General features: G+C 37.7%; 17 protein-coding genes. 4 read left to right on the top strand and 13 right to left on the bottom strand.

The genetic code is table 11. The annotated features are described in order from the left end of the window. Positions 1 to 3 precede the first annotated feature (3 nt). The 3 genes from HAV12_RS14305 to HAV12_RS14295 form a co-directional block, all read right to left on the bottom strand. On the bottom strand, positions 4 to 708 hold the full coding sequence (locus HAV12_RS14305; protein WP_171570256.1) for a hypothetical protein: 705 nt from the start codon (positions 706 to 708) through the stop codon (positions 4 to 6). A gap of 1 nt (position 709) precedes the next feature. Then, on the bottom strand, positions 710 to 1,696 hold the full coding sequence (locus HAV12_RS14300; RefSeq protein ID WP_171570255.1) for a hypothetical protein: 987 nt from the start codon (positions 1,694 to 1,696) through the stop codon (positions 710 to 712). Between the two features lie 100 nt (positions 1,697 to 1,796). Then, positions 1,797 to 2,711, bottom strand: a complete 915-nt coding sequence (locus tag HAV12_RS14295; protein WP_171570254.1) for a phytanoyl-CoA dioxygenase family protein — start codon at positions 2,709 to 2,711, stop codon at positions 1,797 to 1,799. A gap of 341 nt (positions 2,712 to 3,052) precedes the next feature. On the opposite strand from HAV12_RS14295, the gene HAV12_RS14290 reads away from it, so the two are divergent. Continuing rightward, positions 3,053 to 3,637: a Crp/Fnr family transcriptional regulator gene (locus HAV12_RS14290; RefSeq protein ID WP_171570253.1), complete on the top strand. Its 585-nt coding sequence runs from the start codon at positions 3,053 to 3,055 to the stop codon at positions 3,635 to 3,637. 85 nt (positions 3,638 to 3,722) lie between these two features. Continuing rightward, positions 3,723 to 4,823: an SDR family oxidoreductase gene (locus tag HAV12_RS14285; protein WP_171570252.1), complete on the top strand. Its 1,101-nt coding sequence runs from the start codon at positions 3,723 to 3,725 to the stop codon at positions 4,821 to 4,823. A gap of 139 nt (positions 4,824 to 4,962) precedes the next feature. Here the strand turns inward: HAV12_RS14285 and HAV12_RS14280 are convergent, their stop codons facing one another. The 3 genes from HAV12_RS14280 to HAV12_RS14270 form a co-directional block, all read right to left on the bottom strand. Then, positions 4,963 to 6,504 carry a hypothetical protein gene (locus tag HAV12_RS14280; RefSeq protein WP_171570251.1) on the bottom strand — a complete coding sequence of 514 codons (1,542 nt, stop codon included), beginning with the start codon at positions 6,502 to 6,504 and terminating at the stop codon, positions 4,963 to 4,965. 428 nt (positions 6,505 to 6,932) lie between these two features. Next, entirely contained in the window at positions 6,933 to 7,670 is a 738-nt protein-coding gene (locus HAV12_RS14275) for a hypothetical protein (protein WP_171570250.1), read from the bottom strand. Positions 7,671 to 7,897: 227 nt separating this feature from the next. Continuing rightward, positions 7,898 to 8,296: a hypothetical protein gene (locus HAV12_RS14270; RefSeq protein ID WP_171570249.1), complete on the bottom strand. Its 399-nt coding sequence runs from the start codon at positions 8,294 to 8,296 to the stop codon at positions 7,898 to 7,900. 336 nt (positions 8,297 to 8,632) lie between these two features. Here HAV12_RS14270 and HAV12_RS14265 point away from each other — a divergent pair, with 336 nt between their 5' ends. Continuing rightward, a complete protein-coding gene (locus HAV12_RS14265) occupies positions 8,633 to 9,661 on the top strand; it encodes a rod shape-determining protein (protein ID WP_171571696.1) in 1,029 nt (342 codons plus the stop codon). 83 nt (positions 9,662 to 9,744) lie between these two features. Here HAV12_RS14265 and HAV12_RS14260 read toward each other — a convergent pair whose 3' ends face one another. Continuing rightward, entirely contained in the window at positions 9,745 to 10,683 is a 939-nt protein-coding gene (locus tag HAV12_RS14260; RefSeq protein WP_171570248.1) for a ring-cleaving dioxygenase, read from the bottom strand. Positions 10,684 to 10,999: 316 nt separating this feature from the next. On the opposite strand from HAV12_RS14260, the gene HAV12_RS14255 reads away from it, so the two are divergent. Continuing rightward, positions 11,000 to 12,589 (top strand): sigma-54-dependent Fis family transcriptional regulator, encoded by a 1,590-nt coding sequence (locus HAV12_RS14255; RefSeq protein WP_171570247.1) that lies wholly within the window; start codon positions 11,000 to 11,002, stop codon positions 12,587 to 12,589. Positions 12,590 to 12,597: 8 nt separating this feature from the next. On the opposite strand, the gene HAV12_RS14250 is transcribed toward HAV12_RS14255, so the two are convergent. From HAV12_RS14250 to HAV12_RS14225, 6 genes are all read right to left on the bottom strand, one after another. Beyond that, positions 12,598 to 13,215, bottom strand: coding sequence for a TMEM175 family protein (locus HAV12_RS14250; protein ID WP_171570246.1), 618 nt, complete (start codon positions 13,213 to 13,215; stop codon positions 12,598 to 12,600). Positions 13,216 to 13,402: 187 nt separating this feature from the next. Next, complete coding sequence (locus HAV12_RS14245) at positions 13,403 to 13,753, bottom strand: hypothetical protein (RefSeq protein WP_132034088.1); 351 nt, start codon at positions 13,751 to 13,753, stop codon at positions 13,403 to 13,405. Continuing rightward, a complete protein-coding gene (locus tag HAV12_RS14240) occupies positions 13,750 to 14,373 on the bottom strand; it encodes an alpha/beta hydrolase (RefSeq protein WP_171570245.1) in 624 nt (207 codons plus the stop codon). Before HAV12_RS14240 ends, HAV12_RS14245 begins: the two co-directional genes overlap by 4 nt. Positions 14,374 to 14,590: 217 nt before the next feature. Beyond that, complete coding sequence (locus tag HAV12_RS14235) at positions 14,591 to 14,881, bottom strand: GNAT family N-acetyltransferase (protein WP_171570244.1); 291 nt, start codon at positions 14,879 to 14,881, stop codon at positions 14,591 to 14,593. 5 nt (positions 14,882 to 14,886) lie between these two features. Further along, positions 14,887 to 16,245, bottom strand: a complete 1,359-nt coding sequence (locus tag HAV12_RS14230) for a sigma-54 dependent transcriptional regulator (protein ID WP_171570243.1) — start codon at positions 16,243 to 16,245, stop codon at positions 14,887 to 14,889. A gap of 9 nt (positions 16,246 to 16,254) precedes the next feature. Beyond that, positions 16,255 to 18,534 (bottom strand): histidine kinase dimerization/phosphoacceptor domain -containing protein, encoded by a 2,280-nt coding sequence (locus tag HAV12_RS14225; protein WP_171570242.1) that lies wholly within the window; start codon positions 18,532 to 18,534, stop codon positions 16,255 to 16,257. Positions 18,535 to 18,576: the final 42 nt, after the last annotated feature.

Genomic DNA, 18,576 nt, shown 5'->3' with positions numbered 1-18,576 from the left:
GCTTTAATCCTGCTCAAACGATTTTAAGCTGCCGTCGTCATTAAATTGTATGGAGTATTTCTCACGGCTTCCATTGATGGTTATGGGATACCATCTTATCTGATTGTTCCAGATGGTGAGGTAAGTACTCGAGAGAGGTTGGGCTCCTTCAATTTCCTGCGCTTTTTTATTGTAAATATCGGTTAGTTTTGCTGCATTCACGAAACTGGTTTTGTTTAAAGAAACCAAACGTCCTTTCACATCATCGTGCACGGATAACTGAACAGGTTTGGGTTCAGACCATTTGTTGTCTCGAAATTCGTAGGCATCAACATATTTTGGATTCTGCGGATGCTGGAGCATCACGTTGATGGTACCGTCATTATAAAAATATAAAGTGGAATAAATAAAAATTTCCTTCCCGGCATATTGCGGCAATTTTCGCAATGCTGCTTCTGCATTTTTTAAGGCATTGGTGTCTGTTAGAAAATCGATTTCCCTGCCTTGAAGATGGTGTTGCCGCAGCACTGTAGTATGTTTTTCGAGTACGGTATTTATGATCTGCTGAACATCAGGCTGTGTGTTTTTCAACGGTTCAGGATTCGGTTTTTCTGCTTCTTTATGAACCAGTGTATCCTTGGTATGGAATGTTTCATCGATACTTTTTGATACCTGTTCGCAGCTTACCAACAGAAAACCGGAAATCAGTAGAATAATTATTTTTTTCATTTTATTCGATGTTATTTAAATCTTTTGCAAAGGCAATTTGTGCCGGATTTTCAGGAAGATAAAAAATGTCAAGATGCTCTTTTTTGGTCACGTCAAGTTCCAGAAGTCCAATTACTTTTTTCACGCTTTTTTTATGAACGTGATGTTTCTGATCCGTGTATTCCAGTTCAAAACGCATCATGGGCTGCTCATTGATATAGGTTCCGGTCTGGCTCACCCTTATTAATTTTGCCTGGGTTTTTATGCCTTTGAATTTAATCAGGGCTGCATCATCATCTAAACCGGTTAGTTTTTTAAAGACAAATTGCACGAGGTAGCGATAAAATAAAAGTGTCAGCGAACAGATAATCAACGGATGGCCAATGCACATAAAACGCCAGCCCATACCATAACTTTCGAAACGATACGAGAAAATGTAGTACGCGATTATTGCTATCGTGAGAATAGTCCAGCCCAGTATTCGTAAGATCAAAGTTTGAAGTTTTACGGTTGCTGTTGTAGTGGCAATGATAAAATGCGGAGTACGCTTCATATCCCTGTTGAGCAGCAGGCTTAGCTTTTTTCCGGCTTCAAAGCGTCGTTCATGGGGCTTACTGTCTGTAATTATGGTCTTATGGGTAATTTCGGTATTGGACAGATTTTTAAACGATAATTCCAGTTCGTACGTAGTGAATTTTGATTTTGGCTTTGAGATTTTTACAGCACTTATAATTTTTGCTTCGCGCTGTACACCGTTAGTTTTTATTTTTTCTAAAGTGCTTTTGGTGATGAAAATCTGTACAATCCATTTTTGGAAATAACCAATTAAAAGAATGAGCCAGAGGATTAAGGATAGCACCACATAACCCAGAGCCATATAAGGATTTTTATCTTTTAGGGTGCTTATATCAAATTCACTATTGATTGCATAATACATAAACATAGGAAAAGGAATGGCAAAAAAGAGCATATAGAGTGCCCAGAATGTAATAGCAAAATGTTTTTTCATTCCTTACTATTTTGGATTATTATTACTATTGGCAGTTCCTTTTAGGTCATCAGCTGCTAATCAAATTTAAACAAAATATAAATAGGAACATACGGTAAAATCACAACCATTCCCCGGAAGTGTCATAATCTTCCGGAAAATAAGTAAGATATTGTACCATTCTGGGGCTTTTTCCCCTGTTTGGAGAAGCGCAATGAGGCAATGTATTGTTCCAGATTATAAAATCGCCGGCATTCCCGATTATGGGCTTTGGCTGCAAAGCCTGAATCGCTTTTTCCCTTGGATTTTCATCTGGTTCAAGATTTTCCAGCCAATGCTTTATTTGATTATGAAAGCCCGGAACGCAATGAAAAGCACCATCTTCAACTCCACAATCAGTGAGATAGAGTAGTCCCTGCAATCCAAACGGAATGGGTTGCCTTAAACTGGTATCCCAGTGCAGCGGACTTCCTAAAAAAGTAAAATCATTGGTTTCCGGCGGATTAAAACTTACTTTGTCAATCGTTTTGTAGATTTTGGCGGTGCCATAAAGCTGTTCGTATGCTTTTCTGATTCTTGCAGAAAAGCGGTTTCTGTTTAAGGTTTCATGATCCGAAAAATTAAGCATTAATCCTTTCTGGTTTTCATGCCTTACATACCAGGTTTCCTTTTTGTGGGGATCCATTTTTAAGTAGTCCCAGATCGCCTGTTGTGTAGCTTCGCAATCTTCTTTAGAAATAGCATTTTTTACAATCACATAGCCATTTTGATTCCAGAAATCGAGATCCTGCTCCGAGAGTACTTGATCCGTAAAAGCTTCTGATTCGTTATTTTCGTTTTTTTGTCGGGTAGTAATCCAGGTTTTAAAGGTTTCAAAATCGGGTTTTTCAAAGTATAAAAACTGTAAAGTGTCTTCCATGCCAATCCCCAATTGGTATAAGGCTTTCATTTCTTCGTCCCAGTTATCCCCTGTAGTTGAAGAGCTGACAGGTTGTACAGCACGTTCCCATAGTTTTTCAAGAATAGTCAAGGGCATAGTAGTATGAGTTTTAGTTGTATAATGGAAGCGGAGATAAAAATACAGCTCTTTTACGAACAGGAAATGGGTATTTATACCTGATCTCAGGTTTTACACGAACCTGTTTTCAATAGGATTTATTGGAAGGCAAACAATAAAAATTCAAGCCCTAACGAAATGGGATCCTGTAATTTTCAGGAATCAGGTGGCTGTTCTGAGTTGCGGGAAATTTTTGAAATCCAAAACCATTCTCTACTTTTTTAAATTATCAATTACTCTGTTATTGAGTCTGTGAAAGTTAAAAAATAAATAGCATACCTTTGTTATACTTCCTCAATCATAAGTAAGACACCAAAAAAATGTACGATATCATTTTCAGACATATTGAAGAAAAAGTCCGCCTGACCCAGGCGGAAAAGGAACTGATAAAGACTTTTTTTACACCCAGAAAACTAAAGAAAAAACAATTTCTGGTAGTGGAAGGACATGTTTGCAGCTGTTTGACATTTGTCTCGAAAGGACTTTTAAAGGCGTATCATGCAGATGATAAAGGCAATGAACATATCAACCAGTTTTCGCCGGAAGGCTGGTGGACGTCGGATATGAGCAGTTTTTTTAGCGGAGGAATCTCCTTTTACAGCATAGATGCCATGGAAGATTCAGAAGTCTTGCTGATTACCAGCGAAAATTTTGAAAACTTAACCGTACAGGTTCCCGTCATGGACCGGTATTTTCGTTTGCTTTTTCAAAATAGCCTGATTACCAAAGAAAGAAGGTTAATAAGTTCGCATACGCATACTGCAGAAGAAAAATACAGGCATATTTTAGAAAACAATCCTGATCTGATCAAACGCATACCTCAAAATTTGTTGGCTTCCTATCTTGGACTTTCGCCTGAAACGCTGAGCCGTCTTAAAAAGAATATTGTTTTAGGTCATCAATAATTGATTTAGATCAAGCGAATTTCTTGTTTTAGGTCATCGTTTTGAAGCATGTTCAGGGAGTACTTTTGAAAAAAATAAAGTACTTATGAATGCTCAAAAATCAACCCTACCGGATACAGCCGGAAATATAGCCTTAGTGGTAGGAGCAACCGGAATTGCCGGAAGCAATCTTGCCACAAAACTTCTGGAAAAAGGATGGACTGTCTTTGGACTTTCCCGAAATCCGAAAAGTGATACTAAAGGTTTACGGTCCATTGCCGCTGATTTACTTCATCCGGAATCCTTAACTGGCGCTTTACTTGATGTGGCACCGACCCATGTTTTTTTTACAACCTGGATGCGAAACGATACGGAAGAGGAAAATATCAGGGTGAATAGTGCTATGATCCGCAATTTACTGCACGTATTGTCTTCTAAAAAATCAGTAAAACACGTTTCACTGGTAACGGGTTTAAAACATTATCTTGGACCGTTTGACGCTTATGCTACAAACGGAACTTTACCCGAAACGCCGTTAAGAGAGGAACAGCCCCGATTAGACCTGCCGAATTTTTATTACGCGCAGGAAGATGCAGTGTATGAAGCTGCTGCCAGAGATGGCTTTACCTGGAACATACACCGGCCGCATACGCTAATAGGCAAAACCATTGGGAACGCCATGAATATGGGAACAACATTAGCGGTGTATGCGAGTATTTGCAAACGCGAAGGAACACCCTTTATCTGGCCGGGTTCTGAAGCACAATGGAACGGGGTATCTGATGTTACGGATGCTAAAGTGCTGGCCGATCAGCTTATCTGGGCTGCACTTAACCCTGAAGCTCACAATCAGGCCTTTAATGTTACCAATGGTGACGTTTTTCGTTGGAAATGGCTCTGGCCACGAATAGCACAATGGTTTGAAATTGAATATGAAGGATACAATGGAACTGTAAAACCTCTTGAAATAGTACTAAACGAGAAGAATGCTATCTGGAAAGACATTACAAAAGAGTATCAATTGATAGAAGAAGATTTGGGTCAGCTGGCATCTGCCTGGCATACCGATCTTGATTTGGGAAGACCTTTAGAGGTGATGACGGATATGTCCCGAAGCAGAAAACTGGGGTTTACAACTTATAAAGAGACCAAAGATTCTTTTTTTGAATTGTTTACCGAATTAAGAAACGATAAAATAATACCTTGATTGATTAATTAGATAATTGGGCAATTGGAAAATGAGATAATTTTTAATTGTGACTACCTGATTAATGCTCTAATTGACTGATAAAAAAATGGGACAAAGAAAAACTTCTTTGTCCCATTTTGTTTTGAATATACTATTTTTAATTATCGCAGAAAGAACCAATTTGCTGTAAATGTCTTTCGGTTTGGTATTTATTGAAGTTGTCCCATTTAGGCGGTGAACTTGTTTTTTGTCCGTACATTGCATCCAGGCAAATATTGTTGTCTTTGTATTTGTCATGTAAAACAGCCAGAATTTTAAAGAAAAATTCATCTAGTAATACGATAGCTTCAAACTCTGCTTTTAGTGTTTCAAAATTAGAATCTGATGGATTTAATACTTGCAGTAAATCCAGGACTTCTTTCTTTTCCTCTTCATTGATTTCAGTGGCATACCCCATTTTTAAGGTTTTAAAAACCAGATTATTCCAGGCTTTGCTGTCATGTGCCCACTGAACATCAGGGAGGTTTAAGGAATGCTCACAAATAAGTATAATAGAGAAAAGAACGTCATTTAAGTATTCCGCCGGAAACTCGTCAAAACTTCTGAATTCGAAACCGCTCTGGTACATTTTTTCCTGATTAAAATCAAGACCCACTTCAGATAACATTTCATATTCCATGTCAGCTTCAATCTGATCACGCCACCAAACGTTTTCTTCTTTTTCGAATTTCAGTAATTTTCTAAAATCATCTACATTATACGTTAGGATTTTACCTTTTGGCATTGCTTTGTTGTACGTTCCCACACCAATGTAACGCGACATGGCATTTCGCATAGAACCCAGCGTAAACTTTTTATCCAGGCTGTATTTATCGCTTATCACGCCCATAATGTCCGGACTTCCAAGCGTGGCTATAAAAAACGGTTCAAACCATTGCAGTAAATAGATGGCATTGGCATGTGTTTTTTCAAAATCAGTATAATCTACAATTCTGCTGTCTTCTGTTAACGACGGTAAAGTGATATGAAAATGGTACGTTCCGTTATTAAACAACACCAGGTTTTCCTGATTCGTCATGAACATATTGAGTCCGTTGTTGTAATCCGGAAAACTTAATTTTCCGTTTAACACAGATGATTCATTGATTTTATCCAGGAATAGTTTTTTAGTCGCTTTTAGTTCTTTGCAAGAATCTGCTATTGTTCTGTTTTCAAAATATTTGGTCACAAATTCAATAGAATCACCATCAAAATGTACAGAGCCCATTGTTTTGTTTCTTTGGGTAATCATACTCTGAATATTGTACGGTTGATCTTCAAGGAAAAGTTCCATGATTGATTTTCCCAGATAGTCAGGATTTTCAGTTGGCTGTGCAATCGCCTCACCAGTTTCGGTATCGATTAATGGTTTTATGGGCGATAATGTTTTGTGCTGATAATTGATATCCAGTTTTTCCAGCGAATGACTGTTCATCATTCGGCTTACTTTATAGTTTTCGTTCAGACCAAAAGCTTTTTTCAAAATAGGCGTTAAGCTTTCCGGTTTGTAACATTTTCTATAGTCGATACTGTATTTCTCAAAACCAATTTTTTCTTGTATAAACTCACCAGAAACTATTAGGGATTCTTCAAATTGCATGTAGGTTTCGTTTTCCAATCCTATTCCCCAATAATATTTTTTTGTCTGATTGTCTTTCATTTATACGTTCTTTCTTTTTTAAGTTATTTTAAATTCTAAAGTCTTTTTTCATTCGGAAATACAAATCCAATCTGTTAAAATCAGAGACAGGAAACCTATAACGGATGAAGCATATTGTTGCCTCCATTATAAAAGTTTTTGTTTACTTTTAAAAATATAGGAATTTATATTTTAGAAATTCTGCACTTTTTATCGAATGAAAGAGCAATTAAGAAGTAAAATTTATAATAAGGTTATAAATTTACTGTTGTTATTAATCACTTTTGTATCAATAATTTAGGACAGGGAAGAGTCAAAACACCACTTTTGCTATTCCTGTTTTTTCTAGGTTGCAAAAGTAGTTTTTTATTATCGTATTTGCAAGTGGTCAACTTGTTGATAATCAATATTTATTTTTGAATGTGTATACGATTGCAGCAATTGTATTTTTATTCATGATAATAAAACACATAAGACGAATACAATTCATCTGTCCACCAGTCTTTTCTGATTTCCGCAAAGTAATTGTAATTCAGCTTTCCTGCCTGTGACTGCAGCGGATACACTACTACACCATTCTCGCGATAAGCTTTATGCAAATCTGTTTCAGGAACAACAGGAACAATATGCCCGGAAAGTCCTCTTTGTCTTCTTTTGGCGCAAATAATTCCAATACCTCCGTTGGCATTTACTTTAGTCTGCATTTCATCCACAGAAAACATTCTTTCCCAGCCAAAACTGACTCCCCATTCCAGGAACCAATCGTGTATGGCACTGGAATAAATGCGATCTACGGTTTGTTCAAAAACAGGTTCTACTTCCTGTCCCTGCAAAACTTTTTCCAGAGATTCCGGCGTCCACCAAACGGTTGGGAGGTATACTTTAGAGAAATAGCAATAGTCGTAAGAGTAAACATTGCAGTAGGTGTCTTCTACCGTTTTTTGATATCTCAGATTGGTTTCAACATCCAGTTTGTCAATCAGTCGTCCAATACTTTCTTTTTTAGTCGCAGCATTCGTTAGATCCCTATACGGAATACTGGAATCACTGAGCGGTTTTTCCTTCATTTCCATAGCATCTAATCGGGATCCGGGATCCGGTAACAAATCTACTTTCCTGATCTGACTATTCGGTATTGTATTTTCATCTAAGGGTAACGATGCTACTGATACAGTATGTTTTTCCATCTTGACTGCTTAAAATTAATTGGCTTAACGCTGCTTCATTTATTATTTGTAGAGCGTAATTTGGTTAGCCAGCGGGTAAATGTAAGGATTTTAAAATTTCTAAGAGTTTTAGAAAAAGACAAATTACAGAAAAAATAAGGATTATTTTAATTGTCTTGTCTGTTTTAAATACAAAAAAAGCGTACCCAACGGTACGCTTTTTACTTTTTTAAATTATCTCTGTTTTGCTAATCTTTGTCCTCTTCTGATTCCTCTTCCTCATCCTCATCCTCATCCTCATTGTTAATCACATCGTCATCATCATTTGTAATGGGTTCTTCACCCGGAACATTTTCTGCTGTAACGTTTTCCGTGTTTTCAAATTCAGTGTGCTCGTTTTCAAGCTCTTTAATGAATTCCGGTTCATTTTGATACGGATCTTCCTCTCTGGCATAATTATCAGGATCCACCAGTGTATTCTGGTCTATATAATCAGGATCACTCTCTCCAAATTCTGGTGTTGGCTCTGTGTGGACTTGTGCCTTAAAAGGATTTTCGCTGTGAATGTTATTTCCATCAACCAGCGTATTCTGATCGATAAAATCAGGGTCTGTCTGACCGTATTCGTTGTTGTTTTGCTTTTCCATAACGCTGTTTTTAAATTAATTCTATTTTTATAATTGAACTTTTAATGTCCTTTTCCGAAAGAAATGCTGGATCAGCTTTCCTTTTTACAAGTCGGTATTTTACAAATTTAGCACAGACTAATCTCGAATGTATTATAGAAAGAGCTGTTATAGTTGCATAATTAATAGGTGGTTGTGTTAAAATTATTTTATAATGGAAGCCCGGGAAATGTCTCAGAGGAAACGCTTCCTGTTAAATACAGGTACCGAGTTGTTAAATTTTATTGTTGTATTCGAATTTTCTTATTTGCAGAGAATAAAACAGCAACAATCAACGTTCTTAAACAAAACTATATTATGGGCTTATTTGATTTTATGATAGTGGAAATAGCTATGGATTTGGGAACAGCGAATACTTTAATAATTTACGACGGAAAAATTGTAGTAGATAGTCCTTCCATTGTGGCCAGGGATATTAGAAACGGGAAGATTATTGCTGTAGGTCAGGAGGCCAGTTTGATGCAGGGTAAGACACACGAGAATATTAAAACGATCCGGCCGCTTAAGGACGGGGTAATCGCAGATTTTGATGCTTCGGAAAAAATGATCAGCTGGTTTATCAAAAATATACCGCAGATCAAGAAAAACTTTTTCACTCCCGCACTGCGAATGGTTGTCTGTATTCCCAGTGGTATTACCGAGGTTGAAATGAGAGCGGTAAAGGAATCCTGTGAACGTGTAAACGGCAAAGAAGTATTTTTAATTCATGAGCCTATGGCCGCTGCAATCGGAATTGGTCTGGATGTGATGCAGCCCAAAGGAAATATCATCGTGGATATTGGAGGAGGAACTACGGAAATTGCGGTCATTGCTCTTGGAGGCATAATTTGTGATAAATCGATAAAGATTGCCGGAGATGTTTTTACCAATGATATCTTGTATTATATGAGAACACACCATAATTTATATATTGGTGAAGGTTCTGCAGAACGCATAAAAATTGAGGTGGGTGCTGCAACGGAGGATCTTGAGGATGCTCCCGAAGATATAACCGTTCGCGGAAGGGATTTGCTGACTGGAAAACCCAAAGAGGTCAAAGTTTCGTTCCGGGAAATTGCAAAAGCTCTGGATAAGTCCATACAGCGAATTGAAGATGCTATTATGGTAACGCTTTCAGTGACACCACCGGAGCTGGCTGCAGACATTTACAATACGGGATTGTACCTTGCAGGAGGAGGCGCCATGCTGCGTGGTCTTGACAAAAGGCTGTCCCAAAAGACAGAATTACCGGTTTATATTGCAGAAGATCCTTTAAGAGCTGTTGTGAGAGGTACAGGTATTGTGTTAAAAGATATCGTTAAATATAAAAGTGTACTGGTGAAATAAGAAACAGTTTTCAGTCGCAGTTTACAGTCTCAATATAAACTGAAAACTGTGACTGAATACTGAAAACTGAGACTAAAAAAGAATTAATTAATCTTCACCAGATGGGCTTCAATTGCAGCTCGGTCTGATTCATATTGTGCCGGAAGTTTTAAATTCTGACCTAATTCTTCTAAGCTTTCATCAACGGTAAAACCGGGATTTTCCGTAGCGATTTCAAACAAAACTCCGCCTGGTTCTCTAAAGTACAAAGAGTGAAAATACTGTCTGTCGATTTGTGGTGTTATGGATAATCCGTAAGCCTCTATTTTTTCACGGAAGTGCATTAAAATTTCATCATTCTGCACTCGGAAAGCCACGTGGTGAACAGATCCGTTGGCTACATGACCGCGTTTTTCTTCTGCCAGTTCTACGAGGTCAACAATGGCAGCATTTTCTACCGCGTCTGTTGCGTAGCGGTAACGGTTTACATCCTGATCAATTAATTTATATCCAAATATATCGGTTAAGATGGCAGCAGTAGCTTTGATACTGTTTAAACTCAGTGTGATGTTATGAAAACCTTTTGTTGCGACATCCGCTTTTACTTCGTCAGTTTCCCAGGGTTTTCTGTTATCATCTGTTTTAGATTCGATTAACTCTAATTTGAGTCCGTCCGGATCTAAGAAAGTCAAATATTTTTCACCGAATTTTTCAGCAGGTTTATTGTAAATTACATTGTATTTTTCAAAACGTTGCTGCCAGAAATCAAGACTTCCTTTTGGTACGGAATAGCCAATTTCTGTTGCCATTCCGGAACCTTTTCTTCCTTGCTGGATTCCTTCTCCCCAAGGGAAAAAAGTTAAGATGGTTCCGGCACTTCCGACTTCGTCACCAAAGTAAAAGTGATACGTTCCCGGATCATCAAAGTTGACTGTTTTTTTAATGAATCTTAATCCTAATACGTTGGCGTAAAAGTTGAAATTACGTTTCGCGTCACCTGCAATTGCAGTAATATGGTGTAAGCCTAAAATTTTATTTTCCATGGTTTCTATTGCTATTAAATTGTTATTGATTTTCTTTTACAAATTTACGTCCGTTATGCCTCATCATCGATTAACCTAGATTAAGAAATAAAAAAGCGATCTTTTTTAAATCTGACCAATACTAACCAAATAACATTCCGTTTGGTTTAAGGTATTGTTAATTAGTGAATTATATGCTTATTGTACGTTTTTAATTATACGATATATCGTAATTTTATGAGGATTAAATACTTTATTTCAAAAATCGATAGTAATTTAATTAGTGCTATTTCTTAAATTTACCCTGTTACGACTTAATACCACACCAATCACTATTATGGAAAAGCCTACAGATCCGACTGCAGTTATCATGAACCGGCTGCAGGAAAGAGAAAGAGAACAGATTTTAATTCTGTCGATCTGCAAGGCGCTTTCGGAAGCAGAAACCAAAGAAGAATTTCACATTGTTGTAAGCGGTCTGTTAAAAGAGCATCTTTCTTTTGAAGATTTTATTTTTGCTTTTTCCAATGAAGCCGAAACGGCCTATGAAATTTTCTATCAATTGACAGCACCAAAAACACAAGACAACAAGACCTATTCTACAGTCGATGGTTTTTTTGACGCTTGTGCCAACAATGCCGATACCGTTATTTTCGATTTAAAAGCCTTAACGGAACGGAAAAATAACATTCCGGACTATCTTCATTCCATAAACGCCAAAGGTTTTAAAAACGGAATCGGAATTTGTCTTCCGTATAGTAAAGGAAGCAGAAATGTACTTTTTCTTTTCTTTAGAAATACCACCGCTTTTACCAGAGAATCCAATCGCATTATTCGGGGTATTGCAACTCAGTTTTCCATTATTTTCCGGAATCTCAAAATGACGGAGCGGTACGAAAGTAATTTAGCCGAATTGGTACGGCTGAAAAGTACTCCTGAACTAAAAAAAGTACCCGTAAAAAAGGAAGAACCTCAGGGCTTTTATGGAATTGTAGGGAAAAGCGAAGCTATGCAACAGGTATACGAATTGATTCAGCAGGTTGCAGCGTCGTATTCGACCGTTTTGATTTTCGGCGAAACCGGAACCGGAAAAGAACTGATTGCAAGTGCGATTCATCAGTTGTCTTTGGTTTCGAATGAAAAAATAGTGAGAGTCAATTGTGCCTCGATTCCGGAAAACTTAATAGAAAGTGAATTATTCGGACATGAGAAAGGCGCTTTTACGGGCGCTACGGAAGTGAGAATCGGTAAATTTGAACAGGCCCATAACGGCACTATTTTTCTGGATGAAATAGGGGAGCTGCCTTTGGAATTACAGGGAAAACTGCTTCGGGTTTTGCAGGAGAAAGAAATAGAACGAATTGGCGGTAAAAATACCCTGAAAGTAAATGTTCGGGTGATTGCCGCGACCAACAGATTACTGGAAAAAGAGGTTGCCGAAGGCCGTTTCAGAAGTGATTTGTATTATCGCCTTAATGTATTTCCGATTGCGCTGCCGGCTCTGCGGGATCGTCCGGAAGATATTGAACTATTGGGGAATTTTTTCCTCGAAAAGCATTCGCAGAAAAACGGCAAAAAAGTGAAGGGTTTTTCTAAAAAAGTAATAAACAGCATGACCGCCTATGCATGGCCCGGAAATGTCAGGGAACTCGAAAATATGGTAGAGAGAGGCACCTTATTTGCCAAAGAGGAAATGATAAAAGAAATGAGTTTCCCCGAAATTTTTAAAACAGAATCTACGATTTCCGAAACGGATTTTTATACCAAAACGCTGCAGGAAGTAGAGAAGGAGTACATTCTGAAAGTTGTACAAAAATGCGGCGGGAGAATTTCAGGACCTCAGGGCGCTGCCGTTTTATTAGATTTGCCCGGAACTACACTAATTTCGAAAATGCAGAAACTGGGGATCAAAAAAGGACATTTTTAGGTTGATTGCTATTCCTGCGCCATATTTATTTTCCCTGAAGAAACAGCCCAAAAAATTAATAAAAGCATACAGATTGCCAAAGCAATGACAGGAAACCGGAATGAAATACCAAATGCAATTAGATAGGTTGGCAGTCCGTACAAATAATTTTTCCTGATCTTTCTGATGGCCGAATTGGTAATTCCGGGACGCAATAGTTTTTTGTTGGTACTCGCGATAAACCACAAAAGATTGTACGAAAGATTGATCAGTACAAAGATTCCGGTATAAATCGCAACAGTAACAGAAGCAGCTTCTCCGTTGAAAAACCGTGCCAGTAAAGCGGTCGGATACGATACGGTGGTAACCAGAAAAAGAATCAGGCCGTTGGCAAACATGATGGCTGTATTGCGGCTGTAAATCTGCTTGAAAATTTTATGATGGTTGACCCACATGATAAAAATACTGAAAAAAGAAAGCGTAAAAGCCAGATAGGTGGTCCATTCGCCTTTTAGAAAAGCAAGCAGTTCAGCACCGTTTTTTACTGCAGTGGTGTCCGGAGCATGAAGATCCAAAACCAAAAGCGTAATGGCAATGGCGAAGACGGCATCACTGAAATTCTCGATTCTTACGGTTTCTTTTTCCATTTTATGATTTTATACTTGTTGTGTAATTTAATTAAAACACACAGAAATGTATTTCTAAATCTATGTGATTTTCTTTTTCAAGCAGATTTAGCAGATTTAGCGGATTTTTTTAATCTGTTTAATTCTTTAATCTGTGGCTATCTATCCCTCTTTCAGATTTTTTAATCGGTAACTATTTATTTTAAAATTAAAGTTTTATAAAAATTGACTTTCGAAGTTTCGGTTCGATGTTTTTTGTCTTGTGGCCCTTTCCGGTCGTGTCTTCCACTAATAAAATGGATCCTGTTTCAAAATTTCTTTTTTCTCCTAATGAAGTTTCAATTTCAACGCCTCCTTCCAGTAAAACAATATACTGGCGGTCGGGCGCATTATGAAAATCGTAATCGTAAGCAGGTTTGACTTCTCTGAAAACGATCGATTTTACCGGCTCATCATCAGATAAAAAGCCAATATCACCGTTGTTTTTCAACGGCACTTCGAAGTCTTCAAAATGACTTTCGCCATTTTCATCGCTATAGACTCTGGTAATTTGTATCATGATTTTTTAGAGAATACGAGTTGGTTGGCCAGATCAATTTCGTCCTGACTTATGGTGTGTCCCATATCAGCATAGATTTTTTTGGTAACAGCTGCTCCTAATTTTTGAAGCAGCAGTTCTGTTTCATTGACTCTTTCGACCGGAACATGAAAATCAGGATCGCTTGTTCCGATGAAAATGGGTGTGTTTTCAAAGTTTCCGGCATAATGCTCTTCGTATACTTTATCGCCGATAAGTCCGCCCGTAAAAGCCACCACACCACCATATTTGGCAGCATTTCGGGCTGTAAATTCTAAGGCAAGACAGGCTCCCTGGGAAAATCCAACAAAGTAAATGTTTTCCTTTTCAATTCCGTTTTGCTGAATGGCGACAACTACCTGATGAATGGTGTCTAACGATTTTGAAAAAGAAGGTTCATTCTCGGCAATCGGTACCAAAAACGAATACGGATACCACGTTCTGTTATCGGCCTGAGGTGCTACCAGGGCAAAATCTTCCACCTCCAGATGTCTTGCAATCGAAAGGATATCATGTGCGCCTGCACCACGGCCGTGAATCATGATCAGGGCTTTTTTGGCTTCATTTAAGGGTACACCGTCTGTTATAATTTCTGTATTCATGAGCTTTATTTTTTAATTAATAAGTGGTAATGAAATTTTTTTCCCGCAGATTCAGCAGATTGGGCAGATTTTTTTGCCTTCAATCGTTTATCGCGATAGCGATCGGGAGTGGTATTTCACAATCTTGTCATTTCGACGGAGGAGACTCGAGCGATAGCGAACAGACGAAGTAAATCTCCGTAAGTAAATCCGTAATGAAAACCCAATCAGGAAATAATTATTTTTTCCAGATGTCTTCATATTCATCCGGATGTCTTTTGAATTGTGCATGAACGTAAGGACAAAGCGGGAGCACTTTTAGATGATTGGCACGTACATAAGAAACCATTTCCTCCAGCAGTTTTTTGGCATAGCCTTTTCCTTCGGCTTCCGGTTCAACTCCGGTATGGTAAACCGTTAGTAAATCGTCTTTGATGCTTAAAGTCATTTCGCCCAGTTTTTTATCATCGACATACAGATTGAAAGCTCCGTGTTTTTTCTCGTCTAATTCCAGTTTTATTGTTTCCATATCTTTTAATTATATCCTTGTTTTATATCTAATTTTTTCATTTTTGCATACAAAGTCTGAGGCTGCATTTTCAGCAATTCTGCTGCACCGCCCGGTCCGGAAACTTTTCCGTCGCAGATTTGCAGTGCATTCAGGATGTGTTCTTTTTCCATTTCTTCCATAGATTTCATTTTTCCGGACTGTTCCTGTAACGGATTTAAAGGATGGGAAGGAAGATCAAATTTTTCGATTTCATTGGTTTTGGCCAATAATACATTTCTTTCGATCAAATGTTCTAATTCGCGAATATTTCCCGGCCAGTCGTATTGCATCAGTTGTTCTAAAGCGGAAGGACTAATACCGGTGACATTTTTTCTTGAATTTGAGGCGTATTTCTTTAGAAAATAATGGGCAAGAGCTTCAATATCTTCTTTTCGTTCTTTTAAAGTGGGTAACTGAATTGGAAATACGTTTAGCCTGTAATACAAATCCAGCCTGAAACGTCCTTCGGCAACTTCTTTTTCTAAAGAACGGTTGGTTGCGGCGACAATACGGACATTGATTTTGATGGTTTTATTTCCTCCAAGCCGCTGGATTTCTTTTTCCTGCAGCACCCGTAATAATTTTACCTGGGAATCTAAGGGTAATTCACCAATTTCATCCAGAAAAATAGTACCGTTATGGGCCTGTTCAAACTTTCCGATTCGTAAAGTATTGGCTCCTGTAAAAGAACCTTTTTCATGCCCGAAAAGTTCTGATTCTATGAGGGAATGGGGCAAAGCAGCACAATTGACCACTACAATCGGATTCGATTTATGAGCCGAAAGATCGTGTATCGAATGTGCTACACGTTCTTTTCCGGTACCGCTTTCACCCAGAATCAATACTGAGGTTTCAGCAGGAGCTACAATTTTTATTTTTTCGATTACTTCTTTCAAAAGAGGACTTGTTCCGATAATGCCGTCAATTTCCTGATTTTCGGTTTCGGTCTGAAGCGCTGTAAATATTCCGTTTTCCTGATCAAATCTGTATTTGGCAATATCGAGCATGACCATAAGATCTCTTTCCCGGAAGGGTTTCACCATAAACCCATAAGGATGTGTTGCTTTTACGGCTTCAAGTGTCGTCTGATTGGTATTGGCGGAAATGTAAAGAAAAGGCAATTGCATTTCGCGCAGTTCCCAGGCCAGGTCAATTCCGGTCAGATCCCCTTTTAGCATGATATCCAGTAATACCCAATCCGGTCTTTTTTCGCCGATTAATTTTCGGGCCTGTACCACAGAAGAAGCAATGCCGGTTACCTGATAACCCGCTTTGAGCAGCATGATTTTTAAATCGTTTGCTACAATAAATTCATCTTCAACAATTAGAATTTTCTCCTTCATTACCTAAATTTATATTATTTCCGAATTTTCAACAGCCCCTTCAAATTCCGTGTTTCTTGTAAATGTGATTGTGATGTTGAGCCCATTCTCATTTTCCATGTTAAAAGTGCCGTCAATCTGATCGCTTAAACCAATCATAAGATTCATGCCCAGAGAATTTCTTTCGAGCGTTTCAAAATGGTCCGGAAGTCCAACTCCGTTATCCTTAACGATAAGCTGATAGTCGTTTTTTTCCATATTTTGAAGCGAAATAAGTACCTCTCCTTTTCTTTCTAAAGGGAAAGCATATTTTATAGCATTATTGATTGCTTCGTTTATGATTAATCCAAGTGGTACTGCCTGTGCCACATCCAGATATACTTTTTCGGTATTTAAAACAAAATTGATGTTTTGATCGGTATCAAAACATTCTTTCATATAGCTGATCAGTTCATGAATATACCACGACATATCTATATTCGCCAGATTATCCGACTGATATAATTTTTGATGGATCAGTGACATCGCATGCATTCGGTGCTGGCTGTTTTGTATGGCCAGTAAAGCATCTTCGTTATCCAGATAAGCCGATTGTGTGTTTAATAAACTAATCACAATCTGAAGGTTATTTTTAACACGATGGTGAATTTCTTTTAAAAGCCATTCTTTTTCAATCAGCATTTTTTTGTTCAGTTCGTTCTGTTCATTAATCTGTTGTCGCTGAATTTCCAGTTCCTCGTTCTTTTTCTTTTTGGACCTGAAGCTGTTGTATAAAAACGCTAAGAAAAGGATTAAGACCAAAACGCTTCCTATAAAAACATAGCGTATAATCTGATCGTTATGAATTTTTATTTCCTGTAATTTTCCCTGCTGTGTGAGCAGTTTAATGTTTTTGTCTTTTTTTTCTGTTTCAAATTGAAGCTGCAATGCTGCGGACTGTTTCAGTTTTTCCACGTTAAAAAGAGAATCTCTCAGGAGTTGATGTTTCTGCAAATGTTTTATGGCAGATTCGTATTTTTTGCTGGCATGATCGGATTGAAAAGACAAGAGTTCAACCTGAGAATAAAGAATGAGCTTATTCGATTTTTTAGCAAATTCCCTGAATTTTTCAATGTAAGCATATGTTTTTTCTACCTGCCCGGATTGTTGTAAATAAATGATAATTCCGGTAAGTTTATAAGCAAGACCGACATCCGATTCCTTATAATCTTTTAGTATCTGCTCATAATAAGGCTTAGCTTTATCCATTTGTTTAAGCATAGAATAGCAGACTACAAATATAAACCGCTGTCTTATTCTGGTAACCTCATCTTGCGGGGGATAATCCGTGGCAGTTCGTTTAAGCGTGCGCAATGCTTCACGATAATTTTTTTGCTGGCAGTACAATGATGCCAGATTGTAACTTATTGTATTAATGTCACTTACGTTTTTATTCTCTAACGCAATATTCAGCGCTTTTTCAAAATTAGAAAAGGCTAAGTCATATTTGAGAAGATCATAATAAGCAAGGCCAAGATGATTGTAAATGGTGCACAGCTGATAACTGGTATCGTGAGTTTCTTCGGCTGTTTTTTCTGCCATTAATGCATATTGCAATGATAGTTGCGTGTTTTGTAAAATCCCGTAATTGTCTGACATTAATGTATAGACACCCTGAAGGGCTTTGAAACCAATAGCTTTATAAATAACAACTGCATTTTCTAAATACACTAATGCTTTTTGATTTTCTTCTATACTTCCGTAATAATCGCCAAGATCTTTTAAAGCATCTGCCTGTTTTTTGTAGGCCTTGCCTTTTTTATAAAGCGGAATTGCGATTTCAAGATATTTTATTTTTTCTTCCACATCCTCTTTTTCATAACCTTTGTAAGCACAAAGCTCTCTGTAGACATCTGCTTTTAGAACGGGTAAATTGTTTTTTACCGAATAGTCCAAAGCTTTGTTCGTAATAATTTGTGCTTTTTTAGCATCGCCTTTTTCCCTGCAAATTTGTGCGGACAACAGAATTGCTTTTCCTTTTCCGGGTTTATAATCTAAGCTGTTGCTTAATTTTTCTGCTTCAAAATTTAAATTATCTGCACTGTCAAGATCTGTTTTAAACTCTCCCGGTTTGGTAAGATAATAATTGCTCAAAGCCAAAAGGAATTCGACCTTTTGGCTGTTATTTTCAGCGGAAGAAATTTTCTTTTTTAGTTGATCGGGATCTTCCTTAGACTGGGCAATTCCGGAAATGCCTGTAAGTACAAACAAGAAGGCTGTAGATAAGCTTCTTATGTGTTTTTTGACAGAAATAAAAGGGATAAAATTCATTTTTTAAAGATAATATATTATCAGAAATCCGCAACTCAATAT

It is taken from the genome of Flavobacterium sp. CLA17, from assembly GCF_013112255.2.
Classification (GTDB): domain Bacteria; phylum Bacteroidota; class Bacteroidia; order Flavobacteriales; family Flavobacteriaceae; genus Flavobacterium; species Flavobacterium circumlabens.
The sequence above is the reverse complement of the archived record's forward strand: the minus strand, read 5'-3'. Positions and strand labels throughout refer to the sequence as shown.